Genomic DNA, 26590 nt, shown 5'->3' on the forward strand with positions numbered 1-26590 from the left:
CTTCACCCCGGCATCCCCAAATACAATTCCTCCACCTTGGCCCGTGCCCATGGTGTCTTGCGCAAGAACTTCAGGCTGGATTTGATGCTGGGGTCGGTGGTGAAGCAGTTGATGTCTATCAATTTGCCCATTTGCTCCCAGCCATAATAGGCCACGAGTTGTTCCAGGATTGCTTCCAGGGTGATGCCATTCAGGCTGCGGGATGTGGGCGTACTCATGCTTGTGTGCTCATGTTTGTTTCTCGGTGATACCGGATGATATCAGGCTGGGAACAAATCTGATTGAGAAGTCAATTGAGACGCGAAATAAGAAACGAAATAAGAAACGAATCAAGAAACGAATTAAGGACCCTATCAATGCGCTGGGTCAATCCTCATGGCAGTTGGCAAGCGCTTGGCTTATTTTTTGCCGCAGCCTCTACGCCAGCCTCTAAGCCAGGCGATACCAACGCAGGCTATATGGCAACTGCCACGCCGGGATGCGGCCCGGGGCTTGGCGGTCTATCAATAGCCAGGCGGAACACAGCAGCATGAAGGGGAAGTGGAAAGGGCCAGCGGCGGTGGCGGCCAGCATCCAGGCCCAGCAGGTGCCGCCACACCAGAGGGCGGCTTGCAGGCCATAGCGCAGGCTGTCGCGGTCGGCTTGCCAGCCAAAGGCGGCGAGGCGGGGGCGGCTGTGGCAGCGGTTCAGGCAATATTGTTTAGCCGGGCTGATTTGCCATAGCAGGGCCAGCGCCAGCAACATGGCAAAGCACCAGCGCAAGTCGCCTGTGGCCAGACGCAGCACTAACGAGGCCAGCATGATGAATGCACCTGCCAGGCTCCACACGAGCAGGTAGGCGGCGACAAACAAGAGCAATGCGCGCAGGCGGCGGCGTGCCAGGCTGCGCTGCCACAGGTAAGTCACTTCTTGTGCAAGCAAGGGTGACATCATGGCCAGTAACATCAATAGCCAGTTGGCCATCATGTTGCCAGTTGAATTGGTGTGCCAGACAAAGACCAGGCGATCGCCCAAGTATGCCAGGTCTATGTTGGCGAGGCTGCCGCAATAGTCTGGCACGCGCAGGCCAAATTGCAGCGCAACCAAGCCCAGCCAGCCCGCCACGCTGATCAACAGCAGGGGGCGGGGGCAGCTCAGCAGGGCAGCGCGTAAAACTGGCCGCAACACGATTACAGGCTTTCTCTGAATACGCTGACGCGTTCTACCGTGATGTTGTGTTCAGGCTTGACGGTATTACGCGGCACGAATTGCACTTGCAGGGCATCGCTGAGTTGTGTCTGGTCGAGTTGCAGGTTATCTACCAGGCTGGTGATCTCAAACACCTGGGTAATGCCTGCACCACCATGTGCGCTGTCTGTCTTGCTGGCGTCGGATACGCCAAACAGTGACAAGACGCCGACCTTGTTCTCCGGATGGTCTTGCGGGTTTTCACCGTTGGGTACATTGACATAGACATAGAAGATGGCAGCATCATTCTTGCCGCGTATGTTCTCCAGGTTCAAAAAAACGCGGTCTGGTTCTTTGGGCGTGGCGCTGAAAAGTTTGACGCTCTCGAAGCTGTCATTGACCTTGTCAGAGCTGCTTTTATCCAGAGTCACCCTGGTTTGTGAAACGCCACCGGACAGTTTGATGGCATTGTTGTTTGCACCCAATAATTCTGTCGCCACTTGGCCTCCTGCAGATTTGATATCCAGAAAGTTCACCATAGGCGCATCGCTGAGCAGACGCAAGCCTGTCAGCCGGATTTTTTTACGGGTGCTGCCTGCCAGCGGGTCGCTGATGTCCTGGTAGGTGTAATTCAGTGGTGCTGCCTTGGTATCGAGCATCTGCGATGCAGTGAAGCTGATACCTTCGCCGATAGCATCAGGCACGATGAATTTGCGGTCGGCCGGGCCGGTGAGCCAACTGGGATCGGTGGGATCAAGATTTTGCGGGTCGCGGTTGCGCCAGACTTCCCACAGGCGGTCTATATTCGCATGGTGCAGCCAGAAGATAGGGTCAAGCGCGGCGGTGGCGGGGATGGACATCAGGCCATAGGTAGTTCTGTCATCTGGATGATCTTCATCTTCCAGGCCGCCCACCAGGCCATGCACGGTATTGTGCGGGTCAGATTCGAGATGGCCGTTAACGCCCTTGCCATGATTGAATTTGGTGTCTGGCCCGCCAAAACCGGTATTGCCACCGGTGTTACCACCGATGAAGGCATGGTCTTTCAAGGCATTCAGCGAGACGTCGCCAGGCAGGACGATGAAGTTGCCCTGGCCGTCACCATACCGGGCTTCGACAAACAGGGGATTGGGTGAGCCGTCCGGCATGGTCTTTTGCAAGAAAGCCGGTGGCACAGAACGCGAATCAGGATCGAAATAATTCCAGTAAGGCAGCGCCCAGTTAGCTGGGCCACCGAGCTCAACGACGACACTGCGCACGATGGCTTCAAACGATGCCAGGTAACCACGGTGCCAGGGCAAAAAATACCAGCTCTGATGCTGGCACTGGTCCCAGAACCTGGCCTTGTCGCTGTCTGAGGGCAGGGCCTCGCCATTACGATAATACCCATGAGCTGCCCAGAGTACTTCATTAAAGCCATGCATGGCCGCCAGAAACCGCCAGCTGGTGCGCGATGCCAGCGGCCTTTCCTTCAGTTTTCCCACCGCCTTTGCATACCAGATGAGCGTATCGTTCCAGTCAGAACCTAGTTTTGATACGTCCTTGCGTTCAAATGTCATACATCCTCCTTGAGATGATCGGGCATGCAAAAAATATTGCTATAAAATCTTGCAATATTATTCACTTATTGTCAATTGTTTGTTTTTGGCATGAGATTGCCGCTGGGCATGGATTTGGTTTTTGGGACGTCGCGAAAGCGGGATACAGGCCAGGCAAAATCAAGGCAGGAGGAGGGGAAAATCAGGGAAATTCAAGTGAGAATGCAACTCATCAGTGTCAGATGGCACAAGAGGATGTGTGCACATCGCCTTGCCAGGCACGACAGGTGTGCTTGCTGGCTGCGGTATGCCATTCTTCAGCGCGACAATTTCAGCCATGATGGACAGGGCAATTTCTGCTGGCGTCTTGCTGCCTATGTACAGATTGATTCAGGGCAGGTGGGAGAATGTAACAACGCAGGTAATTAAGGCCTGCGTTGCCGGTTTTCTCGTATCGCTGATCCAATCGGAATTTTTTAATGCCTTCATGCTGCACGTATTTCATGCCGGATATTTACGCCCAGCTTGAGTGGGTTTGTATCTGGCTCAAAGACAATGCGTGAATGCCTGATTGTCGGTTACTTTGGAATGGCACCAATTTGTCGCATTAAGTCCAGCAAATCTGGTTGGCCGCGTTCTTCAATAATCTGACCACCTGCGAAGCGATAGATATTCAATGCTTGTACTGCGATCTTCTTGCCAGATGCTGGTACACCGAAGAAAGCCCCCAGGTGGGTACCACGCATGGTGAAGCGGGCTACCACTTTGTCGCCTTCAGCAACGGTCTCCTCCAGTGTCCATTGAATATCGGGGAAACCGGAGCGCATCATGTGAATGATGTCCAGATAACCTGCAGGGCCACTCACAGGTTCTGCACGGCCCGGCACATAAAATATTGCTTTGGGCGAAACCAGTTCAGAAGCCAGCTTCACATCCGCGGTATTAATAAATTCCACAAAGCTTTGCATGAACAGGCGATTTGCCTGTGTTTCTGCAATGACGTCCGCATTGAGTTTTACCTGCTGAGCAGATAATTTTTTTGTCGTGGCGGGTTCTGCTGCCATTGCTATGAGTGGCACAGTAAAAGCCATCAGTACTGTAGATTTAATACGGGAAGTAATCATCATTAATCCAGTCGTGTCGAAAAAAGTTGGGAGTTTGCAGCATCCGTGGTAACCGACATCGCTAAGCGTGTGGTGTGAGAAATGCGTTAGCTCTGCCCAAGCCTGGTCCACGTTGGTGCTGCCGTGGGACCCCAGCCAAGGAAGTACCCGAAATGAATATTCATTTCTCCAATTGGTTCGATAAACCGGCTATTACTCAGCGGCCCAGCATCAATTGCTTCGAAACCGACCTTACTGACCAGTTGTGATACTGCGTCTTTGGCGATGGCATCGTCGCTCGCCACAAACACCTGCAAGATATTTTGCTTGCGCGCTTCAACAGGCAGCAATTGAGCAAAAATTGTGTTGAATGCTTTAACGACCTTGGCCGTTGGTGCCAGCGCCTGGATTTCTTCCGCAGCGGATGTCGTGTGACCAATCAACAGGTTTTTGAAATCAGCGCTGATGGGATTGGTGATATCGACGATCACCTTTCCTGACAGGTCGCCTGCCGCTTGCAACACGTCTGCCACCGCCCCAAAAGGCAAGGCCAAAAACACGATATCAGCCAGCCTGCATGCTGCCTCAATGCCACCAGCTTGCACGTGGGCACCCAACTTGGCAGCCAATGCCGCCGCGTTGGCAGGTTCGCGATGCCCAATGACCACGTCAAGATTTACCTCAGAAAACAGGCTGGCAAGAGCAGTTCCCATGTTGCCAGTACCAATAACAGCGATTTTCATTTTGATTTCTCCAAAAGTATTTATGAGGAGTTCACTATAAAATGAAAACAATTCGTGATAAATATCTATAATATTTAATCACTAAAAACAAGGTGTTTGTAATGGACAGGCTCACCAGCATGCACATCTTCGTCAAAGCCATAGAGCTGGGGTCTTTTTCGGCTGCAGCCGATGAACTGAAGATTTCGCCACAGCTAGTCGGGAAAAACGTCATGGTGCTGGAACAAAACCTGGGGGTACGATTACTGAACCGCACAACCAGACGCCATAGCCTGACCGAAATAGGCAAGCTCTTTTATGAACGCGCCAAAATTATCCTGGCCGAGGTTGAGGCTGCAGAGTCGCTTGTGGCGGAAACACGCGCTGTACCGCGTGGGCGTATCCGGGTCAATGCGCCAGTACTTTCGGCATTCACGCTCTGGCACCTAAACTTCATGAATACCTGAAAAAATTTCCTGATGTTTCGGTCGAACTCACCTTGTCCAATCGCATGGTTGACCTCATTGACGAAGGTTATGATGCCATCTTTCGGATAGGTGAATTATCAGACAGCGGCTTGATGGCCAGATCACTGGCACCCTATCGCCTGATGATGTGTGCTGCCCCCTCTTACCTCGCGTCTGGCCCGCCGCTCACAACGCCAATGGATCTTCAGCAACATGAGTGCCTGATGTTTTCACATACCACTCTGCGGACCCACTGGTTATTTGATAGTGCGGATGGTCGTATTTCAGTACCCATATCAGGACGCTTGATGGTGGACAGTGGCGAAGCATTGCTAGCCGCCGCCATTTCCGGGCTTGGAATCATGCTGCAGCCGATAGAGCTGGTGCAGGCCGAACTGGACTCAGGTCGCCTGGTACCTGTGTTACAGGATTATGAGGTGCCAACCAGACCTTTGCACATTCTCTATGCGCCGGACCGGCGAATGACTCCCAAGCTGAGAAGTTTTCTGGATTTTGCAGTGAGCACTTTTGGGGCCCGACTGATTTAATGCCTGTATTAATGCCTGCCTATGCCAAGGCGAACGATGACATCCAGGGTGATTGACTCAAGTGTACGTCGATGGACAGAGTATGTCATTGGCGCATGGGATGGCTGCAGCAGGCAAGCCGCATGACCCTTGGACTGGTCTATAGATAAGCCCGGGGCCAAATCAATTCACGCAATGCCTTTCACGGTCAAATGGTGCAAGGCGCAGTGTTTGTAGTCTGATGCTGCTGGCTTTCATACATCGTCTTGCCAAGCACGACGGGTGTGCTTGCAGTTTGCGGTATGCCATTCTTCAGCGCCACAATTTCAGCCATGATGGACAGTGCAATTTCTGCCGGGGTCTTGCTGCCTATGTACAGGCCTGCTGGCCCATGCAGGGTTTGCAGGGCGGCTTCGGGGATATCGAAATGGGTGTGCAGGCGTTCGCGTCTTTGCTGGCTGTTGCGGCGTGAACCGATGGCGCCGACATAGAAGGCATTTGATTGCAGGGCATCGATGAGGGCCAGGTCATCAAGCTTGGGGTCATGCGTCAGGGCGATGATGGCGGTGCGGTTATCTGGTTGCAGGCGCAGTATCAGGTCGTCCGGCATTTCTTCGCTGACGATAACACCAGGCAATTGCCAGCTGGCGCGGTATTCTTCACGCGGGTCGCAGACGATGACGGCAAAACCCAGGCTGAGTGCAAACTGGCACAGGTAACGCGAGAGGTCACTGGCACCGATGACGATGATGCGGGCTTGCGGGCCGAGGCAGGTGACAAGCCTGTGATCATCCAGCCTTGGCAAGCCATCATACTGGCCTGCTTGCACGGCTGCATGGCCGGTTAGCAAATCCAGTGTGCGTTCCACACTGCGGCGTTGTTCGCAAGCGAGCAGCAATTCATCAAGGCGGCTATGGGTCGAGACAGGCTCCAGCACCAGCTCTACCGTACCACCACAGGGCAGGCCAAAGCGGTGCGCCTGGTCGGCAGAGATGCCGTAGCGCAGCACCAGCGGCAGGTTGCCTGCACAGACAGCCTGCACGCCTTCTTCCCGGATGCGGTGGATGAGATCATCTTCTATGCAGCCACCCGATACCGAGCCCACGGTTTCACCGCGCCCATTGATCGCCATCAGCGACCCTGGTGGGCGTGGTGAAGAACCCCAGGTGCGCGCGACCGTGACGAGGATGACTTGCAAGCCCTGCGCATGCCAGGCCAGCGCAGTGCGCAGGACCAGGGTGTCGATGTCTTCCATGGTGTGGGTACTCAATTCACGGGTGGAATTAAACCTTGGGTCAGCACGATCGAACCTTCGGTTGATGCAATACGCAGCTTTTTTACCTCAGTGTACTCAGGCGAAAAGTAAAAGCTCTCGACATCGGCCAGACTGGGGAACTCGACGACGACCGTTACCATCTGTGGATTCCCTTCGACCTTTCTTGCATCCGGATTGAAGACGATAGCCTTGCCTTTGTATTTCAGCGAGATTGGGCGGACGGCGTCACGGTACTTCTGGAACATCGCCTGATCATGGATCGTAAAGTTGGCGATCAGGTAGCCTGGCACGGTCTTGCCAGCCGGGATAGGCGCGTCCGTAGACGGTGTCGCTTCCTGCGCATGTCCGGTGGCAGTGGCAAATGCGATGGCAAGCCCGAGGGTAAGTCCAAGGGTGAGTCTGGGGGCGATGCGTGTAATAAGTTTGCTCATATTGGTCACTGAATCGGGTTATGGATAGACTACGCCAAGTTGAACGGCAACTGGCGCACAGGCTTGCCAGTCAGCTTGGCTATCGCATTGGCAAAGGCCGGTGCCAAAGGTGGCAGGCCGGGTTCACCCATGCCGGTTGGCGGCTCTGCACTGGGTACCACATGCACCTCAATGGCGGGCATGTCGGTGATGCGTGCCACCGTATAGTCACCAAAATTGCTTTGCTCGACCACACCATCCTTGAGCGTGATGGCTGCGCCCGGCAAACACATGCTCAGCCCCATTACCGCAGCACCTTGCACTTGTGCTTCGATAGTGCGCGGGTTGACTGCCAGGTTGCAATGCACGCCAGCCGTGACTTTTTTGAGCACGGGGCGGCCCTGCTGCATGGCCGCCTCTACCACATAGGCCACTACGGTAGAGAATGATTCATGCACGGCCACACCCCAGGCGCGCCCGGCTGGCAGGCGCTTCTTGCCATAGCCGCTTTTATCCACGGCCAGTTGCAGGGCTGCGCGGTGACGCGGGTGCTTGTCGCCAAACAGGCTCATGCGATAAGCCACCGGGTCTTGTTTGGTGGCGCGGGCAATGTCGTCCAGCAGGGTTTCCATGACAAAGGCGGTATGGGTAGAACCCACGCTGCGCCACCACAGCACTGGCACATTCAGTTTTGGGTGATGCACAGTTAAACGCATGGGGAAAGGGTAGGGGTCACGCATGCCTTCGGTGGCTGTGCCATCAATTCCATTCTTGACCTGGAATTGCTCAAACACGGTGCCAGCGGTGATGGACTGGCCGACGATCACATGGTCCCAGGCCAGCACCTTGCCTTTGTCATCAAAACCTATGCGGGCGCGGTGCAAGTGCATGGGCCGATAATAGCCGCCGCGCATGTCGTCTTCACGGCTCCAGACGGTGCGCACCGGCGCATTCAAACCTGCAGCGCGGGTGGCCTTGGCGATTTCACAGGCTTCGACCACAAAGTCGCTGCTGCTGGCAAAGCGGCGGCCAAAGCCACCACCCGCCATCTGCACATGCATGGCGACCTGCTCAGGCTTGATGCCCAGCGTACGTGCCACAGCTGCTGCATCCAGGCCGGGGCTTTGTGAGCCCGTGTAGATATCCGCCGCACCATCCTTCAGGGCAACCGTGCAGTTCAGCGGTTCCATCGCTGCATGTGCGAGGTAAGGGAAAATAATTTCCGCTTCCAGGTGTCTGGGCGCAGTGTCCAGTGCTGCCATGTCGGCATCAAAGCGGCGCGCGCCGGGCTCATTGGCCAGCTTGCGGTAGTCGGCCAGTTGTTTGGTGCTGTCGACCTTTTCAACGCTGGCGCTGGCAGTGTCCCATTCCAGCTTCAAGGCATCGCGCCCCTGTTTGGCGGCCCAATAGCCATCGGCCACTACGGCCACGCCTTCGGCACCACGATCCAGAGGCAGGCGGAAAACTGCTTTCACGCCCTTGATGGCGCGCGCTGCGCTGTCATCGACAGTGTTCAGTTTTGCGCCAAATACTGGTGGGCGTGCTACCACGGCGGTCAACTGGCCGGGCAAGTGCATGTCAATACCATAATCCTGTTTGCCGCTGCTTTTGGCGCGGGCATCCAGGCGGCTGGTTGGCTGGCCGATGAGGCGAAAGTCTTTGGGGTTTTTGAGTTCGACTTTTTCAGGTACAGGCAAGGCCATCGCTGCTTCTGCCAGTTCACCATAGCCAAGCTTGCGGCCATCGGCGGCAATCACAATGCCTGCCTCAGTGCGCAGGGTACTGACATCGACATTCCAGCGCGTTGCCGCCGCAGCCAGCAACATGGCACGGGCGCGCGCACCCAGTTCGCGGTATTGCATGAAACTGTTCTTGATGGAGTTGGAACCGCCAGTGATATGGATACCAAAGAAAGGGTCATGATAAGCCGCATCGCTATTGCCATGATGGCTGCGTACCAGCTTCCAGTCGGCATCCAGTTCTTCTGCCAGTATCATCGGCAAGGCAGTCTGCACACCCTGGCCAAATTCCAGCCGGTTGATGATGACGGTGACTTCGCCGTTCGTGGCGATTTGTACGAAGGCAGATGGCTGTTGCGCAGGCTTCAGGGCAGTACTTGCCTGCGCCAGCGCAAGATGGGGGAAGGCACCCAGCGCCAGGCCACCTATACCGGCAAACTTGAGAAAACTGCGGCGGCTGAGAGGGAGAACTTTAGCGGGCTGGTCGCGCTCCAGCATGTGTTGCAGGGCACGCGGCATTTCGCTGTAATCGATATTCGGTAACATGCTGTCTCCTTCAGATAATGGCTTTGGCTGCATCGGCGACGGCAGCGCGGATGCGGGCATAGGTGCCACAGCGGCAGATATTGCCTGCCATGGCGCTGTCGATTTCAGCAGCAGTCGGTTGTTTGCCGCGTGGCAGGGATTTCAGGAAAGCAGTGGCACTCATGATTTGCCCGCTTTGGCAATAACCACATTGCGCCACATCATGCTTGATCCAGGCCGCGCTGACGGCATTACCCACTTTGTCGTTACCACCGGTTGCTGCTTCTATGGTGGTGAGCTTCTTGCCCTGCACGGCAGAAGCAGGGGTGACGCAAGAGCGTATCGCCTGGCCATCCAGATGCACGGTGCAGGCACCGCACAAGGCGGCTCCGCAACCAAACTTGGTGCCTGTCAGTTGCAGCGCATCGCGCAGCATCCACAGCACAGGTGTGTCGGGCGTGACATCGACGCTGGTATTCTTGCCATTAATGGTAGTGTTGATCATGAAAACCTCCGGTATGGGTAAGAGCCTTGGTATTTATTCAGATGGCATTTGCCAGGTGGGCGCGCAGCCTTGCGATATCATTCTCAATATCGGGCTGTTTCAGCACGTCATGGCAAGAGAAAGCGGGTAAGACATCAACCCCGCAAAATTTGTAATTGGCTGTGTTGGCAACAAAGACATCGTCAACCGTCTTGCCTTCAAATAAAGATTGCGCGGTGTCGCCAAAGGCTGCTGCAGGTGCATTCCAGGTCAGCGACAACATATACTTCTTGCCTTGCATCTTGCCGCCGCTGCCGTATTGCTTGCTGGGGTCTTCACGCGTGCGGCCATCGCCATCCAGGAAGCCTTGCTGCATCATGCCTGCCGTGAAAACTTCATCAACATACTTCTTGTATATCCACGGCATGCCAAACCAGTACACCGGCGACTGCAAAATGATGAGGTCAGCACACAAGTGATTCTGCACTTCGGCATTGATGTCATAGCCTTGCTCGATCTGGGTTTGCCTGACCTGGTAGTCGCGGTTTTGCAGTTCTGTCTTGATGATGTCGGCCATGCTGTGGTTCAGCTTGCCGCTGGACATGCCCTCATAAAACTGGTGTGCGTTGATGATCAGTGCGTGTTTCATTGATAAGTCCTGTTGATTTGCCGGAATACTTTTATTGACGGCTATTGTCTGTCAGGTGTCATAAAAGCCGTTTGCCTGATCCGATGCATTTCTTGCCCAATTTGATGATTCATCAGCAGAAATGAGAAACATGGCATTGAAAATGGTAGGCTATGGCTATTCAAGAATTCACTGGCGACACCATGCAAACCGGACATCAAACCCTCACTGTGAATGGCCAGGCACTGGCCGCACTGGTCAGCAATATTGCCCAAACCGATGGCGACTATACGACCCATATTCCTGGCTTGATGATGTACAGACGCAGCAAAACGACCGACCCCATGCCATGCATTTATGGCCTGAGCCTGGGCGTGACCGTGCAAGGTGGCAAGCGCGTCTTGCTGGGGGAAGAGATTTTTGACTACGCACCCGGGCAATCGCTGGTGACTTCGCTGGACTTGCCCGTGGTGTCTTATGTGACACGTGCCAGCAGTGCGCAACCATTTCTGGGAATGGGCCTGGCACTGGATGCCCGTGTCATTACCCAATGCGCTGCCGAAATGAATTTCTCTGCACCGCTGAAAGCATCGACATCACTGGCAATGTCGGTCGTGAGCGTGGACGATGGTTTGCTCGATGCCATTACCCGTCTGGTGCGCCTGCAACATGAACCGCAACTGATACCCCTGGTCGCACCGCTGATACAGCAAGAGATCATCGTGCGCCTGCTCAATGGTGAACATGGCCCGGCATTGCGCCATCTGATGACGGCTGGTTCACCTGGCCAGCAAATCGCCAAGCTCATCACCTGGTTGAAACTGCACTACACAGAAGATATCGCCATGGATGAGCTGGCAGACAAAGCCCACATGAGCCCATCCACCTTCCGCCAGCATTTTCGTGCGGTCACAGGTATGAGCCCCTTGCAATACCTGAAGCATTTGCGGCTACAAGATGCACGGCAACTGATGCTCAATGAAGACATCGACGCCAGCAGCGCCGCGCTAAGAGTAGGTTATGAAAGCGCATCGCAGTTCAGCCGTGAATACACACGGCTGTTTGGTGAGCCGCCATTGCGGGATATCAAGCGCATGCGAATGGCGGTGTGAGGGGAATAGCAGAGTTGGGGAAACAGATTTCAGCTTGCTTGTTCAACTCTGTCTTGATTTGGGGATGTTTTTTTCTACTTCCCTTGCTTCATTTTCCTTGCCTGTTTTCCGGTACAGCAAGGCCAGGTTGCCCATTACCACTACTGTGGAGGGATGATTGTTACCGAATGCCCTTTCAAGTATTTTCAGCGAGCGCAGATACAGATTCTGAGCTTCTGCATATTTACCCTGATCAGCATAAAATGCGGCAAGATTATTCAGGCTCGCCGCGACATCCGCATGCTCAGGGCCCAGTGCATTTTCCTTGATAGTCAAAGCACGTTTGTGCAATGCCTCTACGTCCGCGTCTTTACCTTGCTTATGGTAAAACTCTGCCAAGTTATTTAATGCCAGGGCTACACTGGGATGGTTTGATCCAAATGCTTTCTCTGTAATAGATAATGTGCGTTCATATAAAGGAGCGGCATCTGTGTATTTTCCCTGATGATCAAAAGAGATAGCCATGTTGCTCAGCGTGATCGCTACTGAAGGATGATCGGCATCAAGTCTCCTGACTTTTATTGCCAGGGAACGCTGAAATAATGCATCTGCTTCCGCATGCTTGCCAAGTGCTCCGAGCACTACTGCCAAATTGTTTAGTCCGGTAGCAACAAGATTGTCGTTTGAATCAGGTGCTTTTTCCCAAATTGACAAGGCCCGTTCGTACAGGGATTGTGCCTCCTTATATCTTCCAAGGGTCTTATAAAGTCCTGCAAGATCATTGAGGATATGGGCAACACCGGGATGAGCAGGCCCCGATACTTTTTCCGTGATGGCCAGAGCCCGTTTAAACAGGGGCTCTGCTTCGGCATATCTACCCAGGCCTATGTATAAGTGAGCAAGGTGACTGGAGATAATTGTGATATCAAAATGATCGGGGTCAAGATTTTCCGCATAGGCTAAGGCTCTTTTAGCCTGGATTACTTCATCTCTATCTACCTCTTGCTGGATCGATGGCGATGCTTTTCTCTCAAGTCCGATCTGTTTATTATTTTGGGAGTAAGCTGCGCATACTGTCACAATAGCAAGCGAGAATAAAACCGGGTTGACATATTTTTTCATCTGTTTTTTTGTGAGTTGCTTCTAGTAAAACGGTCTGTCTTGGCCCTGCATGAATCAAAACATTTCTGGCATTTTTTCCCTTGGTTGGCGATAATGCTGCTATTTGTTGACTATAGCGCAATAAAAATTATACTTCATCGGCATGCATGGCGTGCTTAAGCTGAGAGTGAGATTCACGACTCAGTGAACTGTACTGACTGGATCCTTGGTGCTTGCGCATGCCGCATACAATTATTTGCAATTTCAATAAGCGCATATGTGGTGCCAGCGGCTTTAGTCATGCTGTCACTTGGCCTGGATTAAGATAAACTAACAAATGCAAGCAGGAGCTCTTCACAGCTATGGCAGAGCTGTAAATTGACAAGCAGGCATATTGAAACTAGCGAGTAAAAAATGAATCCAGATCAAGCTTTGCAAGGTTTCCGCCTCGTCGGCGCTGGTACGACCTTCCAGTCGCACGATATCTGCGACATGGTCGCCGAATCACAGCTGTTTGCCGACCTTGAGTGGAAAGACATCGAGGCCCTGGCGGTCTATCTGCAATGTTATGAAGTCTCGGCAGGTAGCATCATTTTCAGGGAGGGCGAATCCGGCTCCTACATGGGCCTCCTGGTCAAGGGCGAAATCGGGATACTCAAGACCGACCTTGACGGCACGCCGCACCGCATAGTATCTGTCGGCCACGGCAAGACTGTGGGCGAGATGTCCATCATCGATGGCGAAAAACGCTCAGCCACCTGCATCGCCTCACAAACCAGCATCCTGCTCCTGCTGACCAAGGACAATTACCAGCGTATCATCCGCGAAAAACCAGCGCTGGCAGTACAAATCCTGGCCCGGCTGGCCAAACTCATGAGCCAGCGCCTGCGTAGCGTGAGCGGGCAACTGGTGGAGTTTTTGTGAGCAGGGCAGGATGATCGTTAAAATACAGATGCACGGCGATGGCGGAAGCAGGGGCGTCGTAGCCGTAACGGGAGGTGCATTGTAATGCGCCGCATGCGCGCGATGCGCACGGCACAGAAATTTTCTCCGGGTATGCGATGATCCATGCGGTGCATTGCAATGCACCCTACGCCACGGCGCCTTTTGATACCGGTTTGTTATTCGTGCCTCTCATTCCCGATTAATCCTCTTCAATCTCTGCCCCATTATCGCCCAGATACAATCTTCACCATCGACATTACCAAAGATGGCCCAGCCTGTGCCTATCTTTTCTACGGTGGTGACGCACTCTAGTTCTGCGCCCAGTTTCTTGGCCCAGTTCTCGGCGGCACTCTTGCCTTTGAAGAGTTCCTTGCCTTCAAAAATCACGGTGGTGTCAAAGACGGGGGCGGCGAATACGGTGTTCATGTGGTGGATTCCTGAAGGGCTTATGCGGTATGCAGGGGATATTGTAACTTAGAGGCTGTTGCGAAACTAACCTGGCGTTGCTATCAAGCTTGCTCAATGGCCATACAGCAGCACCAGTTCCAGGCTATTTGAACCCGGTTTCCCTTGCTTTATGACTTCTGCGGCATCGTCATTCATGGTGTGAGCTTGCAGGATCAGGAAATAGGCCGTGTTGCTGATGCCATTGAGCTTGCCCTGGTTGCTGGCATAGTAGGGGAATCGTTCAGGGTAGCGCGTCCATTCCGCAGCGCGCTGGTAAGCCAGGGACAGTTTCTTGCCCGCGTCCGTTTGGTATAAATTTTTTCCCAGTTGCATAAAAATTTCTGCCGTGATGGTGGCGGGATGCAGGGTGTAGTGGGTGTAACTGATACCGTTGATGCCTTTATCGGGGCCATCACAAAAATTATTGGTGTTGCTGCGGCAAATTTCCAGCGGCATGCTGCCATCTTCTGCAACCTGGTTGGATAACAGGGTTTGCCAGCGCTGTTGTGCGCGTTCCAGCTGCTTGCCGTTGCCGGTATAGGCGGCAATACTGGCATCCATCAGCACCCCCCAATTGCCGTGATTGTTGGCCTTGTCGGCATGTGACAGCGGCAGCACCAGGTTTTGCAGCATGGTGATGAAGTCACTGTCATCCCAGGGACTGGCATTGCGCACCCAACTGGCTGCGATCACCAATTGCGGGATATTGAAATTGAGCTCAGCCGCACCCTGGTCTTTTGAGACATGTACCAGCGTCTTGCCCCAGGCATCGGCGATCTGCTGGGTGTGGCGCGCATAGACGATGTCGTGAGTAAGCTGGTAGCAGAGGGCTGCGCGATAAGCTATCCCTGCATCTGTGTTCAGGTATTTGCCGCTGGGGTCATGGCTGACCCCGTCAGCCGTGTAATGGCGCGCCGGGCTGTAATCAGCCACGGCATGGCTGGGTTGCGTCAATTCTTTATCGCATCGCTTGCGCAATGCTGCCCAGCGTGCGGGTTCTTGTCGCAAGCTGGCGAAACGTTCTGCACTGATCATCATGGGCTGTGCCGGTGTGACACTGGTCTGTGCATGGCAGGGGACGGCGAACAAGGCCAGGACAAGACTGGGTATGATGCGGCCTGGAATAGGGCCTGGATGATTTTTCATGGCGAGGATAAGCGAGCTGGACATGAAGGCATGATACCCGTGTCCGGGCAAGGCAAGGTGATAAAAAGGCAGTCCTGTCCATAGGCAGCAGCTATTGTTGTATCAAACTGCTGGCCTGCTACTTGCTCACATACATGCAAAAAGCATGCGTTTTTTTCTCCAGCCAAGTGTGCAGATTTGCACAGCCAATGTTCCTTGTATTAGCAAATAAATGATTTACCATGATTGCTACCTGTACAGGTCTGCATCTGGTTCGGCCCGCGCTTGCCCAGATGGAATTCCAAAAAAATCAGGAGACAACAACTTCAACTGCTTTCATTTTTAGCTCATCTTTTGAGCTGGCGCACTTGCGTGCATCATTAAAACAAAACCAGGAATGAGGCGCGTACGTCTGTCCTGGTTGCCTGGTCTGTGGATAAACACTTTGCTATGAAAATAGCCGTACAAGTCGAACGCAATCGGTGTTCAAAAACCATAGTCCACAAGCTGCTTCAAATCACATAAATAAAATAACGGAGACATCAATGAACAAAATAAAAATTGCGCTGCGGGCAGTCATGCTGATCGCCTGCACATTGCTGGCCAGCCTGACTGCGCATGCAGTAACTGCCGGGCCAGGCAGTTGGAGTAGCCAGCAAACCTGGGCGGCTGACACCGTCAATGGTGGCAACCTGACAGGTTATTTCTACTGGCCAGCAGCACAACCCGTGCTGGCAGGCAAACGCGCACTGGTGCTGGTGTTGCACGGCTGCACCCAGACCGCATCTGGTGACGTGATAGACAAGACCAGCGACAAGGGCTTTAACTGGAAAGCGGTGGCCGAGCAATATGGTGCCGTCATCCTGGCCCCGAATGCCACCGGCAATGTCTATAGCAACCATTGCTGGGACTATGCCAATACCACCCACACCCGCAGCGCGCCTGGGCATGATGCAATTTTGCTGGACCTGGTCAACCGCTTTGTCAGCAACCCGCAATATGCCATTGACCCCAACCAGGTGTATGTGACGGGTTTGTCGTCCGGCGGTGGTGAAACCATGGTACTGGCTTGCCTGGCACCCGATATATTTGCCGGTGCAGGCATCAATGCCGGGCCACCTCCAGGCACGACCACCTTGCAGATCGGGGCCGTACCATCGGGCTATACTGCTGCCACGGCCGCCAGTAAATGCCAGGCCATGGCAGGCAGCAATGCCGCAAAATTTGCTACCCAGATCGCAGGTGCAGTGTGGGGCACCAGCGACTATACAGTCGCGCAGGCCTATGGCCCCATGGATGTGGCAGCCATGCGCCAGGTGTATGGCGGCAGTTTTACCCAGGGCAGCAGTGTCAGCATCGCAACTGGTGGCACCAATATCCCCTATACCGATGCCAATGGCAAAGTACGCACGCATGAGATTACCGTCAGCGGCATGGGCCATGCCTGGCCCGCTGGCAGCGGCGGCCAGAACAGCCATTATGTTGACAGCACCAAGATCAACTATCCGGCGTTTTTGATGGATTTCTGGTTCAAGAATAATCTGCGCGCATCCACTGTACCAGCACCTGTGATGAATAGTTGTTCCAGCTCAGGCATTACGGCCACCAGCGCCACCATCAATGGTGCTGCTACTGCCAGTGGCAGCATCAGCAGCTACACCGTCAGTCTCAGTGGCCCCAGCATTGTCAACGATGCAGCAGCAGGCAGCGGCGGCAGCTTTAGCAAAAGCTATAACCTCTCCAGTGGCTATTACGTGGGTACAGTCAACGCCACTGACAATCTTGGCCAGGTATCGGCCAGTTGCACTATCCCGCAATTTTTGGTGGGCACTGCACCTGTGATACAGGCACCAACTGGCTTGACCTCTGGTGCAGTCACCGCCACCAGTGCAGTGCTGAGCTGGAATGCAGTCAGCGGCGCAAGCGGGTATAACCTGTATAGCAATGGCGCGAAGATCACCGCGTCTCCGCTCAGTGCTACCAGTTATACTGTCACCGGCCTCACAGCCAGCACCAGCTATAGCTTTGCTGTTTCTGCTGTGGGCAGCAGCGGTGAAAGCGCATTGTCTGCAACAGTCAGCCTCACCACCGCGTCCAGCTGGACTTGCAACGCGGTCACCGCCAACAACTATGCCCACGTACAGGCAGGCCGGGCACATGACAGTGGTGGTTATGCACTGGCCAATGGCTCCAACCAGAACATGGGGCTGGACAACTTGTTCTATACCAAGACCCTGGCGCAGACTACTGCGGGCTATTACATCATTGGTAATTGCCCTTGAGTTGATTTTGTGTTGATTGACGTAGAAAGGTGAGAGTAAGCAGGAACAGACATGCCGGATGTGCGTGTCTGTTCCTGCGCCTTTGGTATGCCATTGATGTGTCGCGCTCTTGTTTGATGCAAAAAATGCGGGCGATGAGCTACTGTCTTTGCTGCTCAGGTATCACATCTGGCATTTGTGTTCAGGATGACCAGAATTTCCACCACGGGCGTTTGACTTCAGCCAGTGGCGCAACGGTCCTGGACTCTATGATTTGCACTCCACCACAAAGAGGGCAAAAGCTGGTAAAACCTTCCATCTCTGCATCTGCTGGTATGTTGGGAAAAATGACTTTGATCAAGTCTGACGGCGCATCAAACATGTGCGTAAAACCGCACTTGTCACAAGGCTGAATATTCCAGGCGGATTTCTCTTGCAGGTATTTTACAGTCAGCATGACCGGGTGTTCTACGCCAGCCAGCGCAAATTGTATGTGTTGATTTTGTCGCACAGACTGTAATTGTGTTGGCGCATTCAAGACCGTGCCGCTCAGCACTTCATGTTCGAGACCGTTTATCCTGACCCAAACCAGTTCCGGACGGCGCTCTGTCAAGCGTGGCCCACCATCGTGCACGATGACTTGTAGGTCGTCAGGGTATTCAGGATGCAGTTTGCTTTTCAGTGCAGGGTGATTACGCCAATGCATAATAAGGTCTTTGTTTGAAAAAATATCAGGGGATGAGCTGCTGTATTTGTTGATGAATGGCTTGCAGCATGTAATCAGTGTATTAATTGCAGACAGTCTGCCGCACACCGCCATAATTTGTTGTATAGCAAGTTGTTGAATAATGCTGTGCTGGTGCCTGCTGTATGATCACGGGCTGTGGAGGCGGTCTGAACATTTGCTGCATTTGCATGCCCTGCAAGAAATCGACATTCCTTTGCAACTGCCTGGTCTGCTCCAGTTGCGCACGTGCCTGGGCTTCTTGCATGTCCAGCATGCGGCGGGCTTCTGCCTGCCTTTGTTTTTCTGCTTCACGCTGTTGCTGGCTCTGTGCCTCGGCATAGCGTTTTTGTGCTTCGGCTTCTTGCCTTTGCTTGGCTTCGGCAAATTCCTGCGCCTGGATTTTGGCACTCAGGGTATCTATTTTTTGTTTGAATTCTATGTCCAGCTTTGCCCGCATTCTGGCTGTGTCGCCATACGATGATTTACCGCTATACAGATCAGCGAAACCAGAACGCAAGTCGAGGCGGTAACTGCTGATAATATTGTTGGCCTCTGGCGGCAGATATTTCTTGCGTGGCTCTGCCTGTATGTCTATGCATTTTTCCCATTCGGCCACAACATAAGACAGTGCGGCTTTTTCTTTCGCATTTGGTTTGCCGGTATTGGCCAGCATTTCCATAGGCACGGTGTTGCTGCCAAAGGGAGAGAATTTACCGGCCAAGGATTTTGTCCTGGCATCTTCCGTGAGCTTGTTCAGGCAGAGGCGGGATTCTTGTATATTTTTTTCAGACTCGGCATCAAAAGCTGCCTGTCGCTGCGCTGCGATCTCCTGGCGTTGCTTGTCCAGTATGGCGACTTTATAGTTTCTGACCGAGGCCATCAAATCTGGATAAAAATTATACAGATTGTCTATGCGTTCCTGCGACTCCCTGTCACCCTGGGCTGCCGCTTTTTCATACCACAGCACTGCTTGCACCATATCTTTGGGCAGGCCACCTTTGGCATTCACATACAGCCAGGCCAGATTGGCCTGCGATTTGGCATAACCTTGTATGGCAGATTTCCGGTACCAGGGCTCAGCCTTGTCAAAACTTTGTGCAACATGACGGCCACTTTCATAAAAATGGCCAACCTGGTACTGGGCCGCAGCATCGCCTTCATCTGCCAGTTTTTGGTACATCTCAAAAGCGGCTTTTAAATCCTGGCGCGCATAGGCCGCATCGGCTTCTGCCAGGGTTTGCGATATGGCTGGCAGGCAGACCATGGTCAGGGCGGCAGACAGGCACAGTTGCAGGGGGTTTTTCATGGCGCAGACAGTGGTGGAGAGCCCAGCCATGGTAGCAGATTAGCGCTTTCCCGCCCATCATTTTGCCATGTTCAACTCACCCCTGTGATCAATACGTCCCCTGAATCTGGTACGGTGCCGTCAGCCATTCAAACCCTGTTGCCGTGCTGCCTATATGACCCAGACCAGGGAAGGATATGTGCGCACTGCCAACCAAATAGCCTTTGCTGGCAGCCAGTTGCAATAAATACTGGCGCGATTTGACCGCAGCGGATGCATCAAAATCATAGGCGATAGTAATCGTCGGATCTTTGAACTGGGCTGCACCGGCATGTATCACATCACCCCACAACAGCAGGCTCTTGCCCTGGCTGCTGATCAGATAGGCGGTGTGGCCCGGTGTGTGGCCGTAAGAGGGGATGCTGCTGACACCTGCGAACAGCTCTTGCGCACCGTTGAAAATTTTCAGGCGGCCAGCATCGGCATATGGGTTCACCGTCGCGCGTGACTGGGTAAATGTCAGTTGTTTTGCTGCCGGTGCGGCATTGGCTTGGGCCGTGCTCAACCAATAGTTGGCGTCGTTTTTATCAACATACACATCCGCATTGGGGAACAGGCGTTTGCCGCCAGCGGAGAGGCCCCCTGAATGGTCACCATGGATATGCGTGAGCAATACCGCATCGACCTGTTCAGGCTGGTAACCGGCAGCGCGCAGATTGCGTATCAGCCTGTTGCTGCTGCCACTACCATCACTGGCAGCACCAAACAACTCGCCCGCGCCGGTGTCAACCAGCAAGAGCTTGCTGCCGGTGTTGATCAGGTAGGTGTTGATCGATAGTTCTGCAGGCAGCTCTTCATGCTGATGCGCGTAGGCTGCGCGCACTTCTTCCGGTTTGCTCATGATCTCATCGACATGGCGGGTCGCTGTGCCATCTGACAAGACCGTGACTTCAAAGCTGCCCAGCATCATGCGGTAAAAACCGGGTGCCTGGAATTTGGCCATGGGTATTGCTGCCCGGTTTTTTTCTGGCACCTGGGCTTGCGCAATGGCATTGCCTGCGATGGCGATTGCCAGGCTCAGCGTGCTGGCAAGTACGAGAGCGGTTTTGATGGTGGTTTTCATGATAAAGCCTTTTCGTCTGATGTTGAACAGGGCTTCAGTATAGAGAGTTATTATGATGAGATAATGTAGTAATATATTATCAAACTATGTAGCAGTGCTAATGAATTGGACTAACTGATGCGTGCGAGTGAATTTGCAGAATTCAAGGCCTTCGTGGCCATAGCAGAAAGGCAGAGCTTCGCCAGGGCGGCAGCTTTTCTGGAAGTCACGCCATCTGCCCTGAGCCAGGTGTTGCGGCAACTGGAGACCCGTGTCGGTGTGCGGCTCTTGCACCGCACTACACGCAGCGTCTCGCTGACGCAGGCGGGCCAGCAATTGCTCGATCATTTACGGCCTGTGCTCGAAGGGCTGGAGAAAGCGACAGAGGCCATCAATGACTTTCGCGATACGCCTGCGGGCACAGTGCGCCTGACAGCACCACGGGTAGCGACAGAACTATTGCTGGCCCCCAGGCTGGCAGAATTTCGCACGGCATTTCCAAACATCGTGCTGGATATCTCGGTAGAAGATAAAGCCATAGACCTGGCCAAGGGCCGCTTCGATGCAGGCATACGCCAGGGTGAATTGCTGGCGCAAGACATGATCGCCATCAAGATAGGCCCGGAGCGCCGCTTTGTCTGTGTCGCTTCAAAAAGCTATATCGCCAAAAACGGCATGCCGCACACACCGCGTGACTTGCAAAAACATGAATGCATACGCATCAAACGTCCCACGACCGAGGTGCATGTCCCCTGGGCTTTCATGGACAAAGGGCAGGCACTGGAAATTGCCGTAGATGGCCACCTTATCGTCAACGACGCCAACCTTGCCCTGGCCGCCGCCCTGAACGGCGCAGGCATTGCCGCCCTGGCAGAAGACCACGTACGCCCCTATCTGCAAAGCGGCCGCCTGCAAGAAGTGCTACCTGATTTTGCGACGACACGTGCAGGTTTTCATTTGTATTATTCCAGCCGACGACACATGACGGCAGCCTTGCAGGCTTTGATTTCTTTCTTGCGTATGGAAGGCACCAAGTAGTACGACGGCGACATCAAATATCGCCTAATCAAAGCCGTGATGTAGCCGTAACGGGAGGTGCATTGTAATGCGCCGCATGCAAATTTCGCTCACGGCAAAGTGGTATAATTGCGGCATGCAGAGATCACATCCGGTGCATTGCAATGCACCCTACGCCTATCTATTTTCTGAGATGTCGGCTGTGCGAGCGTTGATGTTCTCTCTGTGCCAGCTCTGTGACTCTGTGTCTCTGTGGTGAGAGGTTTCAAGCAGCAGGACGACGACATCAAATATCGCAGTATCAAAGCCGTAATGCGTCCCAGACGGTGAATGCAGCAAACACGCAACATCCATCGCAAATAAACTTTCATTGCTTAAACAAGTATTGCTACAATCCGCTCATCGTAGCAATACCGCACATGCACATTATGTGATCAACACCCAATCCCGGATATGTTTGCCAGGTCAAAACAAGAAGAAAAAAAATACCTGGTACGACACAATACCGCATGAAATGTTCAGCGCGATGCCATATCGCAGATTCACTCTGCAAGCATCGACAAAGACTTACGATATAAAAACCTGAAACTCATTTCAATAAATCAAAAAATGCGCATGGCCCGTGGCTTGTGCCAGCGACACCGTGCGCCCAACAATAAAAAAACATGAAAACAAATTATTACCTCGTCATCGATTTTGAAGCCACCTGCTGCGACCAGGGCAGTGTGCCGCGTGAACAAATGGAAATCATAGAATTCGGTGCAGTCATGGTCGAAGCACGCCATTTCCAGGTGCTCAGCCAGTTCCAGAGTTTTGTCCAGCCTGTCAGGCATCCGGTGCTGACTGGCTTTTGCACAGAGCTTACATCGATACAACAACACGATGTGGATGGTGCGCCCTTGTTCAAGGATGTGGCAGTTCAATTCAAGAAATGGCTGCATCAATACCAGGGCTTTGTATTTTGCTCCTGGGGCGATTATGACCGCAAACAGTTGCAGCAGGATTGCGCCTTTCATCGCGTTTCTAATCCTGTCGGTGCGCCGCACATCAACCTCAAGCCCTTGATGTCTGAACGCCTGAACCTGAGTAAAAAGCTGGGCCTGGGCCAGGCTCTGCGCCAGGCAGGCATGCAGTTTGAGGGTACTGCCCATCGTGGCATAGACGATGCGCGCAATATCGCGCGGCTATTGCCTTTGTTGTTTGATGCCGGAGATCGTTAAGCTGGCGTGACGCTAAGAAGTGCAATCACGCAATCACAATTTTGTAGAAGTGATTCAGGAAATTTCCTGCTTCTACGCGCCACACACATCAGAAATCAACAAAAATCTATCCACTACCGTAAAATACCCGGCCTTGTATCCAGTAGCCACTATCTGAGATAAATTTCATGTTTACGCGCTTCTTTTTAAATTTGTTCATACTCATCCTCCTGGCATTGAGTAGCTATGAGACTGTGACCGGCTTTTTCGAAAATCGTAACTTCGGCAAGTATGGGAAGGTCGCCGAGACCGAACAAATCCGAAAATATGAGCAGAGCGTTCACACACGAAAATCGCGTGGACATAGTCCTGATGTGACCGTGACAAACGAAGCCATGATCAATTTCACGACGGCGGGCAATCAAAAAATCAGCGTCAATAAAAAACTGCCAAAAGACATTCTGGAAAAATACCAAAGACATGATCAGGTCGATATCGAATATCTGAGTACCGTACCTGAAACAACACGCTGGGTAGGAGAGAAGCGTGATGTACGCGGCTCCTTTTATTTCTGGCTGGTCATGGTAGTGATTACCTATTTTTCCATGATAATGGGGCGCAGGAAAAGGGATTGATACTTTTTTTTGTGCGATTTCATTACGTTGCCTTTCGGCATATATTATGCTGAATAAAACCTCGCTATGCACCTTTGGCGGGATTTTCTAACCCATGAAAATGTCCCATGAAAATATGAAGTACCCGTTAAAAACACACAAGACAGGCATGTTCTTTCCAGCCAGTGGCTGTTGCGGTCACTGCGGCAAGTCTAACAATGGAAAATTTGCCTGCCTGACTTTCAGTGCGATGGAAAGAATTGGCAATACCGATTCTTTTGGACCTGCCGACGTGATTAAATCAGTCCATTTGTGCGACCATGGCGTGAATGCCTCTGGAAAAGGATTTACGTTGTTCGAGAATATCGATGATGCCTTTTTTTGTTCAACCGCCTGCCTGCGTGCTTTCTTTGACCAGGTCATTACTGATTTTGAGAATGGGGTGGAGTAAAAAGTAATACCGCCACTCAGCCATCCACGTCTGCCGGGTGCTGGTACATGGGCGCGATCTCATGATGCCCTATCGATTGCATCAGTTGCCTGAGTTCCATCACGCGCCCCAGCGTTAATGGCAGCAAACCTTTACTGAACAGCGTCAGCACCGCCAGTTCAAGCTCTTCTTCTGCTTTATTGGTGCTGCAGCCCAGCATGCTGCCATGGTAAGGATACATGATACGGGCAGCGGCCACGACCTGCTCACCTTCGCAGACATCAATATGGATGACAGGTGCCGGTTCATAAGCAATGTTGCTCGAAACCAGTTTTACGGGAGTCGCATTAATACAGTGGAATATCTCGGCCATGTAGTTTTTTATCCGTGTTCAAATAACAGTAATGTGAAGGTATCTGCCTCTTTCATTCTGATGTGAGGTACGTTATTTTTTATCTCCATCAGTACGACGGCCAGGATGGGCAAACATCTTGTTCACACCAGGCCAACCGTAGGGCGCATACAGGTGAATAATGCAAACCGCACCGTAAGCAAGCATGAAGCCAAATAGTATGCCGTTCGTTATTGCCAGCAAGGCCCCATAAATACAGCCAGCCAGTGCCAGAACGTACGCGAAGCGGTAAGTTCGCTCGTTTTTCAGCCATAGCAGGAACAGCAGTATAAATGACACTGAGATGGATGCCGTTGCGAGCGCTGGATGGAGGTGAAGTTTATTGAGTTGGTGTTCATTCAGGTTGAACCAGTGCACATCCATCATCTGCCCCAGGCTCAATACCAGGGTAGCTACCGTGTGGACTGACAAAAATATAAGTGCCTTGCTGCGGGCGTTTTCCATGTAGATTTTTTCTGTATGGCCGATGTTCAAAGCTGAGACTTGCTGAAGTATGCTACGCGTTTTACAGTTGAAAATAGAAAAGACAACCTGCCACCCGGGGATATGGAGATGTTCATTGTGCTTCTGCGTGCATCCCATTCTGTTTTTATTTCCAGGTCGTAGATACGGCAATTGCTGGCCTCGTCAACATCATAATTCATATCTACGCCTGCCACATTTGAGAAAATGAAGAGGGCTGGCTCTTTTCCCGGATATTCAGGCAGACCTATCAAGTTGATATTGATGTCCTCTATCTCCAGCGTCAATGTCTTGTCAGATGGATTTGCGTTTGCATGAAACCTGGCATCATGCAGCCCGCCAAGCGCGAGGAAAAACGCTGCGGGATCTGGTATGTCAGCGTGCATGATGAATATCTTTTGCAATTGCTTGTGGACCTGCTCATCACGGCTCAGCACAAACATGGAACCGGCACCAGCCCCCAATACATGCAAAGGCTGGAAATTCTCGACTTGCGACCAGAAAATCTGCGCTTGCTCACTTTGTTCATCAAGTACCGAAAAATCAAAATGACTCACAGATATCGTATGCGGCGTACGAGGTACCTCACCTTCATACACATACCATTCATCAAAACCCGGCGTCGGCAAATCGGCTATGTCTTGCACGCACGGACTGACAGCCAGCGTATTGTGCACTACCCAGCCTCTTGCCATTTCTGCCTGATCAGGCTGGTAAGGGCCGCCATCACAAGCAACGATTGCTACTTGCCGCCCGAGGACCAGTTCAGGGCAACTCTGAATCAGTGTTGTCAGTGAGGGATCGAAGATATCTGTCCATACGATGACGTGATAGCCGTGAAGGTAATGTGTTTGTGTCTGCATCTGGGTATTCGGGTTATTGCTGGTGCATGCCGGGTTCATTTTCCATCTTCATCGGCACGATGGATAGGTTTGGAAAAAATGCCCAGGCCGTTTGGAAAAGCTAAAGGTGCACTGTAACCGATGACTCTGCCTGCGCCATACAGGAATAAAAAGTCCGCACCTGTGGCATAGACAAAAGTGACATATACACCGTAGATGCAGGCTGCCAGGGCAACGGCAAACATGAGTTTCCAGGTTTTCTCATGCTTGAACCACAGCAAGAGTAGAAGGCTGCTGGAAAAGACCAGGTGTATTGCTGCTACGTTTGGGTGCGCCAGCAAACGCGCCAGGCCAGTGTTCTCATTGAAGTGCCAGTCCAGGTTCAGCAAATGTGCTCCTTCAATGATGAGGATAAAGGCAGTATGGAGCAGCAAGAAAAACACGGCATCTTTGTAAAATTTTTTCATGGAGAAGGTTTATCCTGATTTTTATAGGTTCGGCACCATTGTCCCTGATTTGCAAATCAAACGCCGCTTCTAAAATAAGGCTCCAGAAGCACAAAAGGTTCAAGATAAAGCCTGAACCCTGCCTCTTTCCTTGAGCTGCCTCTTGAATATTCACCGATCTTCAATTGTCCTAAAAATTCCATATACTTGCCGCGCTTGTCATCGACCGCGCTGATGTTCTTGCAGTCTATGAGTTCAAGATGCAATAAGGGTGTATCCTGGCCTGCAACAAAAACGCTGACTGTCACATCGCCATCCAGCGTCGTATCAATAAGCTGTATCGTCGCCACCGGTGTCGTGAAGGTGTAAGTGATGGTACGAAATTCATCTTCTTCAATCGCTGAAGCGAGTTCGAGAATATCAAGATAAGCCAAGCGCTGTTTGCCTGCGGCGATGATGTCGGCGTTGTTTGTCATGGCTGTCAAGGGCTGTCGCAAT

31 protein-coding genes are annotated in these 26590 nt (G+C 52.6%); 10 read left to right on the forward strand and 21 right to left on the reverse strand.

Annotation, left to right across the window (positions count from 1 at the left end; all coding sequences use genetic code 11):
* Positions 1–2 precede the first annotated feature (2 nt).
* The 3 genes from ACO0LD_RS18325 to ACO0LD_RS18335 form a co-directional block, all read right to left on the reverse strand.
* Positions 3–218, reverse strand: a complete 216-nt coding sequence (locus ACO0LD_RS18325) for a VF530 family DNA-binding protein (protein ID WP_423009381.1) — start codon at positions 216–218, stop codon at positions 3–5.
* A gap of 211 nt (positions 219–429) precedes the next feature.
* Positions 430–1167 carry a DUF2182 domain-containing protein gene (locus ACO0LD_RS18330; RefSeq protein WP_423009383.1) on the reverse strand — a complete coding sequence of 246 codons (738 nt, stop codon included), beginning with the start codon at positions 1165–1167 and terminating at the stop codon, positions 430–432.
* Positions 1168–1169: 2 nt separating this feature from the next.
* Positions 1170–2726: a tyrosinase family protein gene (locus ACO0LD_RS18335; RefSeq protein WP_423009385.1), complete on the reverse strand. Its 1557-nt coding sequence runs from the start codon at positions 2724–2726 to the stop codon at positions 1170–1172.
* Between the two features lie 286 nt (positions 2727–3012).
* Here ACO0LD_RS18335 and ACO0LD_RS18340 point away from each other — a divergent pair, with 286 nt between their 5' ends.
* Entirely contained in the window at positions 3013–3234 is a 222-nt protein-coding gene (locus tag ACO0LD_RS18340) for a hypothetical protein (protein WP_423009387.1), read from the forward strand.
* A gap of 49 nt (positions 3235–3283) precedes the next feature.
* Here the strand turns inward: ACO0LD_RS18340 and ACO0LD_RS18345 are convergent, their stop codons facing one another.
* Positions 3284–3832 (reverse strand): ester cyclase, encoded by a 549-nt coding sequence (locus ACO0LD_RS18345; protein ID WP_423009389.1) that lies wholly within the window; start codon positions 3830–3832, stop codon positions 3284–3286.
* An 83-nt stretch (positions 3833–3915) separates the two neighbouring features.
* Positions 3916–4551, reverse strand: a complete 636-nt coding sequence (locus ACO0LD_RS18350) for an NADPH-dependent F420 reductase (protein WP_423009391.1) — start codon at positions 4549–4551, stop codon at positions 3916–3918.
* A 101-nt stretch (positions 4552–4652) separates the two neighbouring features.
* Here ACO0LD_RS18350 and ACO0LD_RS18355 point away from each other — a divergent pair, with 101 nt between their 5' ends.
* Both ACO0LD_RS18355 and ACO0LD_RS18360 read left to right on the forward strand, forming a co-directional pair.
* The gene (locus ACO0LD_RS18355; RefSeq protein WP_423009393.1) at positions 4653–4997 is read left to right on the forward strand and encodes a LysR family transcriptional regulator; all 345 of its coding nucleotides are present in this window, start codon (positions 4653–4655) and stop codon (positions 4995–4997) included.
* Positions 4994–5545, forward strand: coding sequence for a LysR substrate-binding domain-containing protein (locus tag ACO0LD_RS18360; protein WP_423009715.1), 552 nt, complete (start codon positions 4994–4996; stop codon positions 5543–5545). The genes ACO0LD_RS18355 and ACO0LD_RS18360 overlap by 4 nt, the downstream gene beginning before the upstream one ends.
* A 187-nt stretch (positions 5546–5732) precedes the next feature.
* Here the strand turns inward: ACO0LD_RS18360 and ACO0LD_RS18365 are convergent, their stop codons facing one another.
* From ACO0LD_RS18365 to ACO0LD_RS18385, 5 genes are read right to left on the reverse strand one after another with little or no spacing between them, the layout of a single operon-like run.
* Complete coding sequence (locus ACO0LD_RS18365) at positions 5733–6779, reverse strand: XdhC family protein (RefSeq protein WP_423009395.1); 1047 nt, start codon at positions 6777–6779, stop codon at positions 5733–5735.
* Between the two features lie 11 nt (positions 6780–6790).
* Positions 6791–7231, reverse strand: a complete 441-nt coding sequence (locus tag ACO0LD_RS18370; protein ID WP_423009397.1) for a DUF1330 domain-containing protein — start codon at positions 7229–7231, stop codon at positions 6791–6793.
* Between the two features lie 29 nt (positions 7232–7260).
* Positions 7261–9495 carry a molybdopterin cofactor-binding domain-containing protein gene (locus tag ACO0LD_RS18375; protein WP_423009399.1) on the reverse strand — a complete coding sequence of 745 codons (2235 nt, stop codon included), beginning with the start codon at positions 9493–9495 and terminating at the stop codon, positions 7261–7263.
* Positions 9496–9505: 10 nt separating this feature from the next.
* A complete protein-coding gene (locus ACO0LD_RS18380; protein WP_422956992.1) occupies positions 9506–9979 on the reverse strand; it encodes a (2Fe-2S)-binding protein in 474 nt (157 codons plus the stop codon).
* A 37-nt stretch (positions 9980–10016) separates the two neighbouring features.
* Entirely contained in the window at positions 10017–10607 is a 591-nt protein-coding gene (locus ACO0LD_RS18385; RefSeq protein WP_423009401.1) for an NAD(P)H-dependent oxidoreductase, read from the reverse strand.
* Between the two features lie 152 nt (positions 10608–10759).
* On the opposite strand from ACO0LD_RS18385, the gene ACO0LD_RS18390 reads away from it, so the two are divergent.
* On the forward strand, positions 10760–11698 hold the full coding sequence (locus ACO0LD_RS18390) for an AraC family transcriptional regulator N-terminal domain-containing protein (RefSeq protein ID WP_423009403.1): 939 nt from the start codon (positions 10760–10762) through the stop codon (positions 11696–11698).
* A gap of 42 nt (positions 11699–11740) precedes the next feature.
* Here ACO0LD_RS18390 and ACO0LD_RS18395 read toward each other — a convergent pair whose 3' ends face one another.
* On the reverse strand, positions 11741–12799 hold the full coding sequence (locus ACO0LD_RS18395; RefSeq protein ID WP_423009405.1) for a tetratricopeptide repeat protein: 1059 nt from the start codon (positions 12797–12799) through the stop codon (positions 11741–11743).
* Positions 12800–13192: 393 nt separating this feature from the next.
* Here ACO0LD_RS18395 and ACO0LD_RS18400 point away from each other — a divergent pair, with 393 nt between their 5' ends.
* Positions 13193–13702, forward strand: a complete 510-nt coding sequence (locus ACO0LD_RS18400) for a Crp/Fnr family transcriptional regulator (RefSeq protein WP_423009407.1) — start codon at positions 13193–13195, stop codon at positions 13700–13702.
* Between the two features lie 210 nt (positions 13703–13912).
* Here ACO0LD_RS18400 and ACO0LD_RS18405 read toward each other — a convergent pair whose 3' ends face one another.
* Both ACO0LD_RS18405 and ACO0LD_RS18410 read right to left on the reverse strand, forming a co-directional pair.
* Positions 13913–14149 (reverse strand): hypothetical protein, encoded by a 237-nt coding sequence (locus ACO0LD_RS18405; RefSeq protein ID WP_423009409.1) that lies wholly within the window; start codon positions 14147–14149, stop codon positions 13913–13915.
* Between the two features lie 93 nt (positions 14150–14242).
* Entirely contained in the window at positions 14243–15340 is a 1098-nt protein-coding gene (locus ACO0LD_RS18410) for an alginate lyase family protein (RefSeq protein ID WP_423009411.1), read from the reverse strand.
* A 500-nt stretch (positions 15341–15840) separates the two neighbouring features.
* Here ACO0LD_RS18410 and ACO0LD_RS18415 point away from each other — a divergent pair, with 500 nt between their 5' ends.
* Positions 15841–17577 (forward strand): PHB depolymerase family esterase, encoded by a 1737-nt coding sequence (locus tag ACO0LD_RS18415; RefSeq protein WP_423009413.1) that lies wholly within the window; start codon positions 15841–15843, stop codon positions 17575–17577.
* A gap of 181 nt (positions 17578–17758) precedes the next feature.
* On the opposite strand, the gene ACO0LD_RS18420 is transcribed toward ACO0LD_RS18415, so the two are convergent.
* The 3 genes from ACO0LD_RS18420 to ACO0LD_RS18430 form a co-directional block, all read right to left on the reverse strand.
* On the reverse strand, positions 17759–18262 hold the full coding sequence (locus ACO0LD_RS18420; protein WP_423009415.1) for a hypothetical protein: 504 nt from the start codon (positions 18260–18262) through the stop codon (positions 17759–17761).
* Between the two features lie 82 nt (positions 18263–18344).
* Complete coding sequence (locus ACO0LD_RS18425; protein WP_423009417.1) at positions 18345–19589, reverse strand: hypothetical protein; 1245 nt, start codon at positions 19587–19589, stop codon at positions 18345–18347.
* 88 nt (positions 19590–19677) lie between these two features.
* Positions 19678–20691 carry an MBL fold metallo-hydrolase gene (locus tag ACO0LD_RS18430; protein WP_423009419.1) on the reverse strand — a complete coding sequence of 338 codons (1014 nt, stop codon included), beginning with the start codon at positions 20689–20691 and terminating at the stop codon, positions 19678–19680.
* A 117-nt stretch (positions 20692–20808) separates the two neighbouring features.
* Here ACO0LD_RS18430 and ACO0LD_RS18435 point away from each other — a divergent pair, with 117 nt between their 5' ends.
* The 4 genes from ACO0LD_RS18435 (at position 20809) to ACO0LD_RS18450 (ending at position 23951) form a co-directional block, all read left to right on the forward strand.
* Positions 20809–21708, forward strand: a complete 900-nt coding sequence (locus ACO0LD_RS18435) for a LysR substrate-binding domain-containing protein (protein WP_423009421.1) — start codon at positions 20809–20811, stop codon at positions 21706–21708.
* A 644-nt stretch (positions 21709–22352) separates the two neighbouring features.
* Complete coding sequence (locus tag ACO0LD_RS18440; RefSeq protein WP_423009423.1) at positions 22353–22907, forward strand: exonuclease domain-containing protein; 555 nt, start codon at positions 22353–22355, stop codon at positions 22905–22907.
* Positions 22908–23074: 167 nt separating this feature from the next.
* A complete protein-coding gene (locus ACO0LD_RS18445; protein ID WP_423009425.1) occupies positions 23075–23521 on the forward strand; it encodes a hypothetical protein in 447 nt (148 codons plus the stop codon).
* Between the two features lie 115 nt (positions 23522–23636).
* Positions 23637–23951, forward strand: a complete 315-nt coding sequence (locus ACO0LD_RS18450; protein ID WP_423009427.1) for a hypothetical protein — start codon at positions 23637–23639, stop codon at positions 23949–23951.
* Positions 23952–23967: 16 nt separating this feature from the next.
* Here the strand turns inward: ACO0LD_RS18450 and ACO0LD_RS18455 are convergent, their stop codons facing one another.
* From ACO0LD_RS18455 to ACO0LD_RS18475, 5 genes are all read right to left on the reverse strand, one after another.
* A complete protein-coding gene (locus tag ACO0LD_RS18455) occupies positions 23968–24303 on the reverse strand; it encodes a hypothetical protein (RefSeq protein WP_423009429.1) in 336 nt (111 codons plus the stop codon).
* 72 nt (positions 24304–24375) lie between these two features.
* Positions 24376–24786, reverse strand: coding sequence for a hypothetical protein (locus tag ACO0LD_RS18460; protein ID WP_423009431.1), 411 nt, complete (start codon positions 24784–24786; stop codon positions 24376–24378).
* 26 nt (positions 24787–24812) lie between these two features.
* On the reverse strand, positions 24813–25706 hold the full coding sequence (locus ACO0LD_RS18465) for a hypothetical protein (protein WP_423009433.1): 894 nt from the start codon (positions 25704–25706) through the stop codon (positions 24813–24815).
* Positions 25703–26113: a hypothetical protein gene (locus ACO0LD_RS18470; RefSeq protein WP_423009435.1), complete on the reverse strand. Its 411-nt coding sequence runs from the start codon at positions 26111–26113 to the stop codon at positions 25703–25705. The genes ACO0LD_RS18465 and ACO0LD_RS18470 overlap by 4 nt, the downstream gene beginning before the upstream one ends.
* Positions 26114–26169: 56 nt before the next feature.
* Complete coding sequence (locus tag ACO0LD_RS18475; RefSeq protein WP_423009437.1) at positions 26170–26568, reverse strand: hypothetical protein; 399 nt, start codon at positions 26566–26568, stop codon at positions 26170–26172.
* Positions 26569–26590 lie beyond the last annotated feature (22 nt).

It is taken from the genome of Undibacterium sp. Ji83W (genome assembly GCF_049340385.1).
Lineage (GTDB): Bacteria > Pseudomonadota > Gammaproteobacteria > Burkholderiales > Burkholderiaceae_D > Undibacterium.

Bases quoted from the DNA above. Each gene is read 5' to 3' on its own strand.
- ACO0LD_RS18325 (WP_423009381.1), bottom strand. From the start codon at position 218: ATGAGTACGCCCACATCCCGCAGCCTGAATGGCATCACCCTGGAAGCA.
- ACO0LD_RS18335 (WP_423009385.1), bottom strand. From the start codon at position 2,726: ATGACATTTGAACGCAAGGACGTATCAAAACTAGGTTCTGACTGGAAC.
- ACO0LD_RS18340 (WP_423009387.1), top strand. From the start codon at position 3,013: ATGCCATTCTTCAGCGCGACAATTTCAGCCATGATGGACAGGGCAATT.
- ACO0LD_RS18345 (WP_423009389.1), bottom strand. From the start codon at position 3,832: ATGATGATTACTTCCCGTATTAAATCTACAGTACTGATGGCTTTTACT.
- ACO0LD_RS18350 (WP_423009391.1), bottom strand. From the start codon at position 4,551: ATGAAAATCGCTGTTATTGGTACTGGCAACATGGGAACTGCTCTTGCC.
- ACO0LD_RS18355 (WP_423009393.1), top strand. From the start codon at position 4,653: ATGGACAGGCTCACCAGCATGCACATCTTCGTCAAAGCCATAGAGCTG.
- ACO0LD_RS18365 (WP_423009395.1), bottom strand. From the start codon at position 6,779: ATGGAAGACATCGACACCCTGGTCCTGCGCACTGCGCTGGCCTGGCAT.
- ACO0LD_RS18370 (WP_423009397.1), bottom strand. From the start codon at position 7,231: ATGAGCAAACTTATTACACGCATCGCCCCCAGACTCACCCTTGGACTT.
- ACO0LD_RS18375 (WP_423009399.1), bottom strand. From the start codon at position 9,495: ATGTTACCGAATATCGATTACAGCGAAATGCCGCGTGCCCTGCAACAC.
- ACO0LD_RS18380 (WP_422956992.1), bottom strand. From the start codon at position 9,979: ATGATCAACACTACCATTAATGGCAAGAATACCAGCGTCGATGTCACG.
- ACO0LD_RS18385 (WP_423009401.1), bottom strand. From the start codon at position 10,607: ATGAAACACGCACTGATCATCAACGCACACCAGTTTTATGAGGGCATG.
- ACO0LD_RS18390 (WP_423009403.1), top strand. From the start codon at position 10,760: ATGGCTATTCAAGAATTCACTGGCGACACCATGCAAACCGGACATCAA.
- ACO0LD_RS18395 (WP_423009405.1), bottom strand. From the start codon at position 12,799: ATGAAAAAATATGTCAACCCGGTTTTATTCTCGCTTGCTATTGTGACA.
- ACO0LD_RS18400 (WP_423009407.1), top strand. From the start codon at position 13,193: ATGAATCCAGATCAAGCTTTGCAAGGTTTCCGCCTCGTCGGCGCTGGT.
- ACO0LD_RS18405 (WP_423009409.1), bottom strand. From the start codon at position 14,149: ATGAACACCGTATTCGCCGCCCCCGTCTTTGACACCACCGTGATTTTT.
- ACO0LD_RS18410 (WP_423009411.1), bottom strand. From the start codon at position 15,340: ATGTCCAGCTCGCTTATCCTCGCCATGAAAAATCATCCAGGCCCTATT.
- ACO0LD_RS18415 (WP_423009413.1), top strand. From the start codon at position 15,841: ATGAACAAAATAAAAATTGCGCTGCGGGCAGTCATGCTGATCGCCTGC.
- ACO0LD_RS18420 (WP_423009415.1), bottom strand. From the start codon at position 18,262: ATGCATTGGCGTAATCACCCTGCACTGAAAAGCAAACTGCATCCTGAA.
- ACO0LD_RS18425 (WP_423009417.1), bottom strand. From the start codon at position 19,589: ATGAAAAACCCCCTGCAACTGTGCCTGTCTGCCGCCCTGACCATGGTC.
- ACO0LD_RS18430 (WP_423009419.1), bottom strand. From the start codon at position 20,691: ATGAAAACCACCATCAAAACCGCTCTCGTACTTGCCAGCACGCTGAGC.
- ACO0LD_RS18435 (WP_423009421.1), top strand. From the start codon at position 20,809: ATGCGTGCGAGTGAATTTGCAGAATTCAAGGCCTTCGTGGCCATAGCA.
- ACO0LD_RS18440 (WP_423009423.1), top strand. From the start codon at position 22,353: ATGAAAACAAATTATTACCTCGTCATCGATTTTGAAGCCACCTGCTGC.
- ACO0LD_RS18445 (WP_423009425.1), top strand. From the start codon at position 23,075: ATGTTTACGCGCTTCTTTTTAAATTTGTTCATACTCATCCTCCTGGCA.
- ACO0LD_RS18450 (WP_423009427.1), top strand. From the start codon at position 23,637: ATGAAGTACCCGTTAAAAACACACAAGACAGGCATGTTCTTTCCAGCC.
- ACO0LD_RS18455 (WP_423009429.1), bottom strand. From the start codon at position 24,303: ATGGCCGAGATATTCCACTGTATTAATGCGACTCCCGTAAAACTGGTT.
- ACO0LD_RS18460 (WP_423009431.1), bottom strand. From the start codon at position 24,786: ATGGAAAACGCCCGCAGCAAGGCACTTATATTTTTGTCAGTCCACACG.
- ACO0LD_RS18465 (WP_423009433.1), bottom strand. From the start codon at position 25,706: ATGAACCCGGCATGCACCAGCAATAACCCGAATACCCAGATGCAGACA.
- ACO0LD_RS18470 (WP_423009435.1), bottom strand. From the start codon at position 26,113: ATGAAAAAATTTTACAAAGATGCCGTGTTTTTCTTGCTGCTCCATACT.
- ACO0LD_RS18475 (WP_423009437.1), bottom strand. From the start codon at position 26,568: ATGACAAACAACGCCGACATCATCGCCGCAGGCAAACAGCGCTTGGCT.